The organism is Cellulomonas sp. P5_E12, assembly GCF_054049315.1.
Genome location: NZ_JBFUMP010000017.1, coordinates 108531 through 120337 on the forward strand (window position 1 = coordinate 108531; position 11807 = coordinate 120337).

Here is an 11807-nt window from a genome sequence, read left to right on the forward strand (position 1 = left end):
CGCGCCCGATCCTCAGCCTGCGCTCAGGAGCGCGAGCGTCGCCTTCTCGGCGACGGCCTGCGACCGGGTCGGCCGGATGGTCTGGCCGTGCTCCCAGAGGTCGATGATCCGGGGGTCGATGTACGACGCCCGACACACCGCGGGCGTGTTGCCCAGCTCCTCGGCGACGTCGCGCACCACCGCCGTCACCACGCGGCGGCGGGCGCGCTCGGACGTCGGGGGCGCGCCCGCGTCCGCGAGCCCGCGGGCGGCCAGCACCGTGGCGTGCCAGGTGCGGAAGTCCTTCGGCGTGGCCTCGTCGCCCAGCTGCTGCTTGACGTAGGCACCGACGTCCGCGCTGGTCACGTCGTGCCAGCCGCCGTCGTCGTCGCGCCACGCGAGCAGCTCCTCGCCGTCGTCCCGACGGCGGGTCAACGCGCGGACGAGCGTCGCGACGACGTCGTCCTCGACGACCGTGTCCCGCACCTGGCCGGACTTGGCGGGGAAGTGCAGGTGCACCCGGCCCGGGTCGCCGTCGCTCTCGGGCGCCAGGACGCGGACGTGCGTGCGCAGCAGGGTGGCCAGTCCGTACGAGCCGTGCTGGAGCGCGTAGCCCTCGCCGCCCACGCGCAGGTACGCGAGGTCGAGCAGCCGGAACGCGAGGGCGAGGACCTTCTCGCGCGGCATGCCTTCGAGCGCCAGGTGCGCGCGGACGCGGCGCCGCGCGGCGGGCAGCCGGCGGGCGATCTCGAGCACCCGGTCGTGCTTGAGGCGGCCCCGGCGCACCGTCCACTGCTGGTGGTACAGGTACTGGCGCCGTTCCGCGTCGTCGAGCCCGGCCGCCTGGATGTGCCCGTTCGGCCACGGGCTGATCCACACGTCGCTCCACGCGGGCGGGATCGCGAGCGTCGAGATCCGCTCGAGGTGCTCCTCGTCGACGATCCGGAGCTTGTCGAGGTCGAGGTAGACGAACCCCCGGCCGGCGCGGCGCCGCGACCAGCCGGGGGCGTCGATGCGTACGCGGCGCAGGCGGACCATGCCGGAAGTGTCACCCGGCGAACGTCGGACCGCGCGGGGAGCCTCAGTCCGGGAACCGGACCATGCCCTCCTGGGCCACGGACGCCACGAGAGCACCGTCGCGGGTGAACACGCGCGCGGCGCCCAGGCCACGGCCGCCCTGCGCGCTCGGCGTGGACTGCACGTACAAGAGCCAGTCGTCGACACGGACGTCGCGGTGCCACCACATGGCGTGGTCCAGGCTGGCGATGGACAGGCCGGGGGTGATCCACGACTTGCCGGCCCGCCGCAGGATCGGTTCGAGCATCACCTGGTCGCACGCGTACGCCAGGAGTGCGCGGTGCAGCAGCTGGTCGTCGGGCAGCGGGCCGCGCGACCGGAACCACACGCACTGCTGCCCGGAGGGCTCGGCCGGCGGGCCGAGGTAGATCGCGCCGCCCACGTGCCGCACGTCGAACGCGGCCTCCTGCGTCCAGAACTTGGCCACCGGGTGGTCGATCCCGCCCAGCATCTCGAGCGCCGACGGCACGTCCTCCGGCGCGGGGACCCCCGAGGGCATGGGGTCGGCGTAGTCGAGGCCCGGCTGCTGCTCCTGGAACGACGTGATCATCGACAGGATGGCGTCGCCGCCCTGCAGCGCGTGCGTCCGGCGCGCGGTGAACGAGCGACCGTCGCGCAGCCGCTCGACCGCGAACGTGATCGGTTCGCGCACGTCGCCGGCGCGCAGGAAGTAGCCGTGCAGGGAGTGCGGCAGGCGGCCCTCGGGGACCGTCCGGCCGGCCGCGAGCAGCGCCTGGGCGAGCACCTGACCACCGAACACGCGTCCGCTGGGCTGCGGCAGGCTGCGGCCGCTGAAGACGTCCGGTGTCGCCGGGTCCTTCTCCAGCCGCAGGATGTCGAGGACGGGAGCGGTCGGGTCGGGCTCGGTCGTCATGGACGGCAGCGTCTCACGACGACTCCGCGCGAAGCGCAGAGACCGGTCTCCTGACGGCGTGACGTCCGTCGCTCAGTCGTCGAACGTGTTGAGCATCGAGTGCGCGGCGCGCTCGAGGTAGTCCCACAGCTGCGCGCGGTGCATCGGCGCCAGGTCGAGGCTGTCGACGGCGGCGCGCATGTGCAGCAGCCACCGGTCGCGCGCGTCGGGGTTCACCTTGAACGGCGCGTGCCGCATGCGCAGCCGGGGGTGCCCACGCTCGTCGGAGTAGGTGGTCGGGCCGCCCCAGTACTGCTCGAGGAACAGGGTCAGGCGCTCGGCCGCGGGGCCGAGGTCCTGCTCCGGGTACATGGGTCGCAGCACCGGGTCGTCGGCGACGCCGCGGTAGAACTCGTCGACCAGGGCGACGAAGGTCTCGTGCCCGCCGATCGCCGAGTAGAAGGAGTCGGATCTCACGACGCCATCCTCACACGCAGACTCAGAGCCCCAGCTCCCCCAGCACGGGCAGCGCGGCCCGCACGACGGCTCGCGCGTCCGCGGCGCTGGAGGAGGCCAGGGCCAGCTGCGCGAGGCGTCGGCACTCCTCCAGCGACGTCGCCGCGAGCAGGGCGGCGACGTCGGGCAGCGCGCGCGGCGTCATGGACAACGAGGAGACCCCGAGCCCGACGAGAACCGCGGCGAGCGCGGGGTTGGCCGCGGCCTCGCCGCACACCCCCACCGGCCGGCCCTGCTGGGCGCCGCCGTTGCAGGCCGCGGCCACGAGGTGCAGGACGGCGGGCTGCCACGGGTCGGACAGCTCCGCGACGGCGCCGAGGAGGCGGTCGGCGGCCATCGCGTACTGCGTGAGGTCGTTGGTGCCGATGCTCGCGAACGCGGCGTGCGCCAGGATCGGCCCCGCCAGCAGGGCGGCGCTGGGCACCTCGATCATCACGCCGGCGACGCCGAGCCCGTGGGCCGCGCACGCCGCCACGAACCACTCGGTCTCGTCGACCGTCGAGACCATGGGCGCCATGACCCAGACCTCGGCGGTCTCGGCGGCGGCCGCCTGGGCGATCGCCGCGAGCTGGTCCTGCAGGACCTCGGGATGGCGCGCCGCGGTCCGCAGGCCGCGGACGCCGAGCGCCGGGTTGACCTCGGCGTCGCCGGCGAGGAACGGCAGCGGCTTGTCCGCGCCGGCGTCCAGCGTGCGGATGACGACCTTGCGCCCGGGGAACGCCGCGAGCACGCGACGGTAGGCGACGACCTGCTCCGCGATGGTCGGCGCCTCCTCCCGGTCCAGGAACCCGAACTCGGTGCGGAAGAGCCCGACGCCCTCCGCGCCCGCGGCGGCCGCGGGTGCGGCGTCCGCGGGGTCGCCGACGTTGGCGAGCAGCTCGACGTGGTGGCCGTCGGCGGTGCGCCCGTGCCCGTCGAAGGTGCGGACCTGCGCCGCGAGGGCGAGCGCGGCGGCGACCTGCTCCTGCGTGGGGTCGATGGTGACCGTGCCCGCGGAGCCGTCCACGAGCACGAGCGTCTCCGCCTGCACCGCGGCCTCGGCGCCCCGGGCGGCGACGACGGTGGGGATGCCGCGGGCGCGGGCCAGGATCGCTGTGTGCGAGGTGGGGCCGCCGGTGCCGGTGACGATGGCGAGCACGCGGTCGACGTCGAGCGTGGCGACGATGGCCGGGGCGAGGTCGGCGGCGACCAGCACGAACGGTGCCTCGTGCGCCGGCACGCCGGGCGCCGGGCGGCCCGTCAGCTCGGCGACGAGCCGGTCGCGGACGTCGGCGATGTCTCGCGTGCGCTCCGCGAAGTAGCCGCCGAGCGCCTCGAACTGCACGGAGATCGCCTCGGCGGCCTCCCAGACCGCACGTTCGGGCACCAGGCGGTCGTCGACCACGCGCTGCTCCGCGTCGGCGACCAGGGTGGGGTCGGCGGCGATCGCCGCGGTCGCGTGCAGCAGGTCCGCGCTGTCGCCCTGGGCGAGGTCGGCCGCCGCGTCGAGCGCCGCGCGGACCACCTCGGAGGCCACTCCGATGCGCTTGGCGACCTCCGCGTAGTCGGTGCCGGGCGGCAGGCGCCGGCCCGAGGGCGGCTCGGCCACGGGGTCCGGCATGAGCACGGCGGGCGCGACGACGCGTCCCGGGCTCACCCCGATCCCGGTGAGGACCGTCGGGTTTGCCGCGTGCACCGTGCTCACCTGGTGTGACCTCCTCGTCGACCTGATCGCAGTGTGGTCCCTCCGCGTCCGCGGACGCCACCCTGACACGGTGCCGCACGGCTCGTGAGCCGTCCCAGGGTTAGGCTGTGGCGGTGCGCCGACCGGCGCCACGTGAGCTGGGGAGTTCCATGAGCAAGGCAGAGCAGATCCTCGCAGCGCTGGGCGGCGACGGGAACGTCGTCGACCTCGAGCCGTGCATCACCCGGCTCCGCGTGGAGGTGAGCGACGCCCACCTCGTCGACGAGGTCGCCCTCAAGGCGAGCGGCGCCTTCGGTGTCGTGCGCTCCGGTCGCATCGTCCAGGTGATCGTCGGCCCGGAGGCCGACAACCTCGCTGCCGAGCTCGACAGCCTGCGCTGACCCCCCGCCGCAGCCGATGACCACGATCCGGCTGCTGAGCCCCCTGACGGGAGTGCTCCGACCCGTCACCGCCGTGCCCGACCCGGTGTTCGCCGAGGGCATCGTCGGCCCCGGCGTCGCGCTCGAGCCGCAGCACGTGCAGACCCAGACCGTGCTCGCGCCCGCGGACGGTGTGATCGGCGCGCTGCACCCGCACGCGTTCGCCCTCGAGCTGAGCGAGGGCCGCGTCGTCCTCGTGCACCTCGGCATCGACACCGTGGGCCTCGCGGGCCGGGGGTTCACGCTCCACGTGACCGGCGGGCAGAGCGTGCGCGCGGGGGAGCGCCTGATCACGTGGTCGCCCGTGGACGTCGCGGCCGCAGGCCTGGCGACCGTCTGCCCGGTCGTCGCGCTCCAGGCCGACGCGGACCTGCTCACCGTGCTCGCCGCCGACGGCGAGACGGTCGACGCTGGGCAGGCCCTGCTCGACTGGGCCTGACCGGCCGCGGTTGCCGTCTCGCGGCTCGACGCGCACGGTGGAGACGACTGCGAGCACCGGGAGGATCCGATGGCAGAGCTGCTGGTCGACTTCATCACCTCGCTCGACGGCTACGCGTCGGCGGAGGGCTGGCGCGGCTGGTGGGGGCTCGAGGGGCCCGAGTACCTGACCTGGCTGGGCGAGTCGCCGGAGGGTGAGTACACGATCCTGATGGGCGCCACGACGTACCGGTTGATATCGGAGCTCGCCGCCACGGGCGAGGAGGGCGTGGACCAGCTGACCGCGCTGCCCAAGGTGGTGTTCTCCTCGACCCTGTCGGAGCCGTTGGCGTGGGCCAACACCCGACTGGTCGGCGGTGACCCGGTCGAGGCGGTCCGGTCGATGAAGGACGGCGACGCCGCCGGATTGCGCACGCTCGGCAGCCTCACGCTGTGCCGGTCGCTGCTCGAGGCGGGCCTGGTCGACCGGTTCCGGGTGGTCGTCTTCCCGGTGATCACCGGCAGCACGGGGCACGAGCGGATCTACGACGGCTATCCGGACGTCGGTCTCGAGATGGTCGCCAGCAGGACGTTCGACGGCCGGACGCAGCTCCTCGAGTACGTGCCGACCGTCCTGGACGGACCGCCGGGAGGCGCGACGCAGTAAGCGGGCTCAGCGCTCCTCGGTCGGCGCCGGCTCCTCGGTCGGCACGAACTCGCCTCCGGACGCGGCCACGCGGGCGTCCCGGTTGTCCACGACGTCGTCCAGCGGTGTGTTGCGCGGGTCCCGAGGAGTGGCGTCGTTGCCGCCGACGGATGCACGGTGCGTCGCCATGAGGTCCCGCTGCCCGGCGAGAGGCACGTCCGCCTTCTCGAGCGCGTCCCGGGTGGCGATCCGCAGCTGCCGGGCCACCTCCCACTGCATCGCGGGAGACGTCTTCACCTTGAGGCGCAGCGTCACGGCGTCGGCGCTGAGCCGTTCGATGCCGGTGATGGTCGGTGTGCCCAGCACGTGCGCGCCGACCACCGGGTCCTTGACCACGCGCGACGCGGCCTCGCCCAGCAGGGCGCGCACCTGGTCCAGGTCCGCGAAGTAGTCGACGTCGATCTCGACCACCGCGGTCGCCCAGCCCTGCGTCTTGTTGCCCACGCGCAGCATGGTGCCGTTGGGGACGTACCAGAGCGTGCCGTCCGCGTCGCGGATCTTGGTGATGCGCAGCGTGACCGCCTCGACTGTGCCGTTGGCCGGCCCGACGTCGACCACGTCGCCCACTCCGTACTGGTCCTCGAGGAGCATGAAGAGACCGGTGAGGAAGTCCTTGACCAGGCTCTGCGCGCCGAAACCGAGTGCGACGCCGATCACGCCGGCGGAGGCGATGAACGGCGCGAGGTTGACCCCGAGCTCGCCCAGGACGAGGAAGAACGCGGTGCCGCCGACGACGATGGTGGCGGACGAGCGCAGCACCGAGCCGAGCGTGCGGGCGCGCTGGGCGCGGCGGGCGCTCGCCAGCGGGTTGGCCTTCGCCAGCACGCCGCCGACCTCGGACTGCCCGATGGGCTTGAGGATCCCGCGGTCGAGGAACGGGGTGCCGTCCGCGACGTGGTTGGTGATGCTGCGGATGCTGCGCCGCAGCAGGACGAGCACGATGCCGCTGATGGCGACGATGAGAATGATCCGCAGGGGCAGCCCGACGAACCAGTCCCACCAGGTGCTCGGCGGAGGGACGTTCGTGCCGAGGATGCCGTCGCTGGTCGACGGGCTCGGTTCCGGGGCCGCCGCGATCACGCGCGGTCCCCGGTGAGCCCCGTGCGGTCGGCGACGAACTGCAATTGCTCCACGGTGAGCCCGATGGTGCGCGAGAGCGCGCGGCCGCCGTGGCCGACGCCGCGCTCCCGGCGCACGAGGATCGGCCGGTCGCCGCTGGTGGCCGCCTGCAGCGCCGCGGCGAGCTTGCGGGCATGCAGCGGGTCGACGCGGGTGTCGCCCTCGAAGACCGTGAACAGGGTGGCCGGGTAGTCCGTGCCGTCGACGACGCGGTGGTACGGCGAGTAGCCCAGCAGCCACCCGAGCTCGGTCGGGTCGTCGGCGTCGCCGTACTCCTCGGTCCACGTGACGCCCAGGCCGAACCGCTGGTAGCGCACCATGTCGAGCAGCGGGGCCGAGCACACGACGGCCGCGAACAGGTCGGGCCGCTGCGTCAGGGCGGCGCCGACGAGCAGGCCGCCGTTGGAGCCGCCCCAGCACGCCAGCGCGTCGGGAGTGGTCCACCCGTGGGCGACGAGGTGGTCGCCGACCGCGTGGAAGTCGTCGAACACGTTCTGCTTGTGCGCCCGCATGCCGGCGCGGTGCCACTCCTCGCCCTCCTCGCCGCCTCCGCGCAGGTTGGCGACGACGTACACGCCGCCTGCCTCGACCCACGCGAGCGTGCTGGCGGAGAACGCGGGGTCGAGCGAGATCTGGAAGCCGCCGTACCCGTAGAGGATGGTCGGCGCGGGGGCCAGCGGACGGCCCTGCGCGTCGAGGGCATCCGTGCGGGCGACGACGAACGCGCGGACCGTGGTGCCGTCCGGGCTCGTGACCTCGATCTGCTGGGCGCGCACGTCGGGCAGGTCGGCGACGAGGCCGGGAGGCGCGGCCCACAGCGAGGTGTCGCCGGTGCGCGCGTCGAAGCGGTGCACGCTGGTCGGCGTCGTGTGGTCGGTGTAGGAGAACCAGACCTCGCGGCCGCCCTCGGGGCGCGTCGCGAGGCCCGAGATCGAGCCGAGCCCGGGAAGCTCCACGGAGCCGGTCCGGGACCCGGTCCGCGGGTCGTGCACGGTGACCTCCGAGACCGCGTGCCGGCGCCACGAGACCAGCAGCAGCTCGGGTGTCGTGTCGTCGCCGCCGCCGTCGGTGAACGCGACGTCCTCGAGCACCGCCGTCGGGTCCTGTGCGACCAGGGTCGTCCAGTGCTCGACGCCCGGCGCGGTCGGGTCGGCCACGGCGAGCCGCCCGCGGGGCGCGTCGAGGTCGGTGTGCACGTAGAGGCGCCCGTCGCGGGCCACCCAGGCGCCGCTCTCGGCGTCGAGCCCGACCGCGACCTCGACGAACGCGGGGGCCGACGGGTCGGTGGCGGCGAGGTCGGCGATCCAGACGTCGGTGCGCGGCGCGGTGCCCGCGGACGCCGACACGATCAGCCAGCGCCCGTCGCGGGAGACGGACACGCCGTAGTAGTTGGTGTGGTCCAGCCCGGCGCCGAACACCTCGACGTCGTCCGTCGCCGGCGTGCCCAGGGTGTGCAGCCAGACGCGCCGGTGGTACTGCGCCTCGTCCTCGGGCAGCTCCTCGGGAGGCAGCCGGCGCACGTAGTAGAACGCCTCGCCGCCCGGCAGCCACGCGACGGGGGAGTACCGGGCGCGGTCGACGGGGCCGTCGACGAGCTCCCCGGTCGCGACGTCGATCACGTGCAGCACGCTCTCCTCGGTGCCGCCCGACGACACCTGGTAGGCCACGAGCCGGCCCTCCTTGGAGGGCTGCCACGCGTCGAGCGTGGTGGTGCCGGCGGGGTCGATCGCGATCGGGTCGAGCAGCACGCGCTCCTCGTCGCCCTCGGCGACGACGACCACCGCGTGCTCCTGGTCGCCGGACCGCCGGGAGAAGAACCGCCGCTCGCCGCGCCACGCCGGCGGGCTGACGAAGCCCGCGCCGAGCAGCTCACGCAGCCGGGCCGTGAGGGCCCCGGTCGCGAACGCGCCGTCGCTGCCGACCTGGGCGCGATAGTCGGCGTACAGATCGTCCTGCGCGAGGGACCACACCTCGGTCTCGTCGGCGGCAGCGTCCTCGAGGGCGCGGAACGGGTCGGCGACCGAGTGTCCGTGCAGGTCCTCGACGAGATCGCCTCGGGGAGCCGGCGGGTACGTGCGCAGAGCGGGTGCGGTCATGGTCCGCAAGGCTACGACGGGTGGCCGTGACGGTGGGCGAGTGACGCGGTCGGTGAGGGGCGCACGCCGCGCGAGTGACGCAGTCGAGAGCGTTCGTCCTGCGTGCGCGCGCGCGGCTCTGGCAGGATCGGCGTGTGGCAGACGACACCGGCACCGCGTCCGACGCCCTCCTGCGCCTGGCGGCCGCCTACGGCGTGGTCCCCGACCACTGGGACTTCCACGGTCTCCACCGGCGCGCGTCCACCACCACGTTGCAGGGCGTGCTCGGCGCGCTCGGTGTCGATGCATCGTCGCCGGAGCGGGTCGACCTGGCCATCGCCCACGTCGAGGACATGCCCTGGCGGCGCGTGCTCCCGCCCGTGCTCGTCGTCCGCGAGGGCCGCCAGGCTCACGTCCCGGTCCATCTCACGCACGGCGACCCGGTCGAGGTCTGGATCGAGCTCGACCCCGAGGCCGGGGGCGGTCGCCGGGAGGTGTCGCAGGCCGACGTGCCGGTGGCCCCGCGGACGGTCGACGGCCGGCTGGTGGGTCGCGCGACCTTCACGCTGCCGACGGACCTGCCGCTCGGCTGGCACGAGATCGTCGCCGAGGGCCCCAGCGCGAGCGCGCACAGCCCGCTCGTCGTGACGCCGTCGCACCTGGAGCTGCCCGAGGCGCTCCAGGGCCGCCGCGCGTGGGGGCTCATGGCCCAGCTCTACTCGGTGCGCTCCCGCGCGTCGTGGGGCGTCGGCGACCTGGCGGACCTCGCGGAGATCGGGTGGCTGGCCGGCCGCGAGCTCGACGCCGACTTTCTGCTCATCAACCCGCTGCACGCCGCGGAACCGACCGCGCCGCTCACGCCGTCCCCGTACCTGCCCACGACCCGCCGGTTCGTGAACCCGCTGTACATCCGCGTGGAGGACGTGCGCGAGGCGGGCTACCTCTCGTCGGCGGACCGCACCCTGGTCGAGTGGGCGGCCGAGCCCGTGCTGGCCACGGACGGCGACGCGGGACCGATCGACCGTGACGCGGCCTGGACCGCCAAGCGCGCCGCGCTCGAGGTCGTCTTCGCGGCCCCCCGGTCGGCCGCGCGGCAGGCCGCGTTCGACGCGTTCGTCGAGCAGGAGGGCGCGGGGCTGGAGACGTTCGCTCTCTGGTGCGCGCTCGCGGAGAAGTACGACGACGAGTGGCCCGCCGGCGCGCAGGACCCGTCGTCGGCCGTCGTCGCCGAGCTTCGCGAGGAGCTGGCGGACCGCGTCGAGTTCCACACCTGGCTGCAGTGGCTCGCCGACGAGCAGCTCGCGGCGGCTCAGCGCGCGGCGCTGGACGGCGGCATGGCGCTGGGCATCATGCACGACCTGGCCGTCGGGGTGCACCCGCAGGGCGCCGACGTGTGGGCGCTCGGCGATGTGCTGGCCCGCGGCGCCACGGTGGGTGCCCCGCCCGACATGTACAACCAGCAGGGCCAGAACTGGTCGCAGCCGCCGTGGCGCCCCGACGCGCTGGCGCGGGCCGCGTACAGGCCCTACCGGGACATGCTCCGCACGGTCCTGCGGCATGCGGGCGCCATCAGGATCGACCACGTGATCGGCCTGTTCCGGCTGTGGTGGATCCCCGAGGGCGCCGACTCCGGCGACGGCGCGTACGTCCGCTACGACCACGAGGCGCTCGTCGGCATCCTCGCGCTCGAGGCGCACCGCGCCGGTGCGGTGGTGATCGGGGAGGACCTCGGCGTCGTCGAGCCCTGGGTGCGCGACTACCTGTCCGACCGCGGGATCCTCGGCACGTCGGTGCTGTGGTTCGAGCGCGACGTGCACGGCGCGCCGCTGGCCCCCGAGCACTACCGGCCGCTGGTGCTCGCGACGGTGACCACGCACGACCTGCCGCCCAGCGCCGGGTACCTCGCGGGCGAGCACGTGGCCATCCGCGAGCGCCTCGGGCTGCTCACGGAGCCCGTCGAGGTGGTCCGGGCGGCGGCGCTCGCCGAGCGCGACCAGATGCTCGGGGTGCTCCGGGACCGCGGACTGGTGGGCGATGACCCGTCGGAGCGCGAGATCGTCGAGGCGCTGCACCGCTACGTCATGGCGACGCCTTCCGTGCTGCTGGGCGTCTCGCTGGCCGACGCGGTGGGGGAGCGGCGCGCGCAGAACCAGCCGGGGACCGACCAGGAGTACCCCAACTGGAAGGTGCCGCTGGCCGACAGCTCGGGCCGTGTCGTCCTGGTCGAGGACCTGTTCACCAACCAGCGCCTGCGCTCCCTGGCGGCCGTGCTCAACAGCTGACCGGTCCTAGGATGCCGGGGTGCCCGAGCAGCTCCGCCGTGTCCGCGTCGTCGGCAACTCCGGCTCCGGCAAGACGACGTTCGCGCGCCGGCTCGCGGCGGTCCTCGGCGTGCCGCACCTGGAGCTCGACGAGGTGTTCTGGGACGCCGGCTGGACCAAGCGGGACCCGGACCAGGCGCGGGCGCTGATCGAGGACTTCGTGGCGTCGTCGGACCACGGCTGGGTCACCGACGGCAACTGGACGTCCGGGACCGCGGGGCTGCTCACCGACGCCGACGCCTTCGTGTGGCTCGACTACCCGCGGCGCACGGTGATGCCGCGGGTGATCCGCCGGACGCTGCGCCGCGGACTGCTGCGCACCGAGCTGTGGCACGGCAACCGCGAGGAGCTGCGCAACCTGCTGAACCCGGACCCGGAGCAGAACATCGTGCTCTGGTCGTGGACGGCGCACGCACCGAACCGGGCCCGGTACACGGCGCTCGCCGCCGAGTCCCCGATCCCCGTGATCCGTCTGCGCAGCCCCCGCCAGGCGCGCCGCTGGCTGGCGGGGCTCTAGCAGAAGAGCTGGTCGCACCGGGCGCGACGTGGAGCGAAGGACCCCTGTGGCTGCCCGACCTGGGGCTGCTGCGGTGGAGCGACATCCCCGGCGACCGCATCCTCGAGCTCGACCCGGCGACGGG

General features: G+C 74.3%; 11 protein-coding genes. 5 read left to right on the forward strand and 6 right to left on the reverse strand.

The features are described 5' to 3' along the window. Positions 1-12 precede the first annotated feature (12 nt). The 4 genes from ACXJKA_RS14670 to ptsP all read right to left on the reverse strand — a co-directional run bounded on the left by ACXJKA_RS14670 (position 13) and on the right by ptsP (position 4109). Positions 13-1017, reverse strand: coding sequence for a DNA topoisomerase IB (locus ACXJKA_RS14670; RefSeq protein WP_456825941.1), 1005 nt, complete (start codon positions 1015-1017; stop codon positions 13-15). 43 nt (positions 1018-1060) lie between these two features. After that, entirely contained in the window at positions 1061-1930 is an 870-nt protein-coding gene (locus tag ACXJKA_RS14675; RefSeq protein ID WP_456825942.1) for an acyl-CoA thioesterase, read from the reverse strand. Between the two features lie 72 nt (positions 1931-2002). Continuing rightward, positions 2003-2386: a globin gene (locus ACXJKA_RS14680; RefSeq protein ID WP_456825943.1), complete on the reverse strand. Its 384-nt coding sequence runs from the start codon at positions 2384-2386 to the stop codon at positions 2003-2005. 22 nt (positions 2387-2408) lie between these two features. Next, positions 2409-4109 (reverse strand): phosphoenolpyruvate--protein phosphotransferase, encoded by a 1701-nt coding sequence (gene ptsP / locus ACXJKA_RS14685; RefSeq protein ID WP_456825944.1) that lies wholly within the window; start codon positions 4107-4109, stop codon positions 2409-2411. 149 nt (positions 4110-4258) lie between these two features. Here ptsP and ACXJKA_RS14690 point away from each other — a divergent pair, with 149 nt between their 5' ends. From ACXJKA_RS14690 to ACXJKA_RS14700, 3 genes are all read left to right on the forward strand, one after another. After that, positions 4259-4489, forward strand: coding sequence for a glucose PTS transporter subunit EIIB (locus ACXJKA_RS14690; RefSeq protein WP_456825945.1), 231 nt, complete (start codon positions 4259-4261; stop codon positions 4487-4489). Between the two features lie 16 nt (positions 4490-4505). After that, on the forward strand, positions 4506-4967 hold the full coding sequence (locus tag ACXJKA_RS14695) for a PTS sugar transporter subunit IIA (RefSeq protein WP_456825946.1): 462 nt from the start codon (positions 4506-4508) through the stop codon (positions 4965-4967). Positions 4968-5036: 69 nt separating this feature from the next. Then, complete coding sequence (locus tag ACXJKA_RS14700; RefSeq protein WP_456825947.1) at positions 5037-5612, forward strand: dihydrofolate reductase family protein; 576 nt, start codon at positions 5037-5039, stop codon at positions 5610-5612. A gap of 6 nt (positions 5613-5618) precedes the next feature. Here ACXJKA_RS14700 and ACXJKA_RS14705 read toward each other — a convergent pair whose 3' ends face one another. Further along, positions 5619-6731, reverse strand: coding sequence for a mechanosensitive ion channel family protein (locus tag ACXJKA_RS14705; RefSeq protein ID WP_456825948.1), 1113 nt, complete (start codon positions 6729-6731; stop codon positions 5619-5621). Then, the gene (locus tag ACXJKA_RS14710) at positions 6728-8866 is read right to left on the reverse strand and encodes a prolyl oligopeptidase family serine peptidase (RefSeq protein WP_456825949.1); all 2139 of its coding nucleotides are present in this window, start codon (positions 8864-8866) and stop codon (positions 6728-6730) included. The genes ACXJKA_RS14705 and ACXJKA_RS14710 overlap by 4 nt, the downstream gene beginning before the upstream one ends. Before the next feature lie 134 nt (positions 8867-9000). Between ACXJKA_RS14710 and malQ the strand changes: the two genes are divergently transcribed. Both malQ and ACXJKA_RS14720 read left to right on the forward strand, forming a co-directional pair. Further along, positions 9001-11127: a 4-alpha-glucanotransferase gene (gene malQ, locus ACXJKA_RS14715; protein ID WP_456825950.1), complete on the forward strand. Its 2127-nt coding sequence runs from the start codon at positions 9001-9003 to the stop codon at positions 11125-11127. Positions 11128-11146: 19 nt separating this feature from the next. Then, positions 11147-11683, forward strand: coding sequence for a toxin (locus ACXJKA_RS14720; protein ID WP_456825951.1), 537 nt, complete (start codon positions 11147-11149; stop codon positions 11681-11683). Positions 11684-11807 lie beyond the last annotated feature (124 nt).

Excerpts from the sequence above, each read along its gene's own strand:
- ACXJKA_RS14670 (WP_456825941.1), bottom strand. The coding sequence starts at position 1,017 with ATGGTCCGCCTGCGCCGCGTACGCATCGACGCCCCCGGCTGGTCGCGG.
- ACXJKA_RS14675 (WP_456825942.1), bottom strand. The coding sequence starts at position 1,930 with ATGACGACCGAGCCCGACCCGACCGCTCCCGTCCTCGACATCCTGCGG.
- ACXJKA_RS14690 (WP_456825945.1), top strand. The coding sequence starts at position 4,259 with ATGAGCAAGGCAGAGCAGATCCTCGCAGCGCTGGGCGGCGACGGGAAC.
- ACXJKA_RS14695 (WP_456825946.1), top strand. The coding sequence starts at position 4,506 with ATGACCACGATCCGGCTGCTGAGCCCCCTGACGGGAGTGCTCCGACCC.
- ACXJKA_RS14700 (WP_456825947.1), top strand. The coding sequence starts at position 5,037 with ATGGCAGAGCTGCTGGTCGACTTCATCACCTCGCTCGACGGCTACGCG.
- ACXJKA_RS14710 (WP_456825949.1), bottom strand. The coding sequence starts at position 8,866 with ATGACCGCACCCGCTCTGCGCACGTACCCGCCGGCTCCCCGAGGCGAT.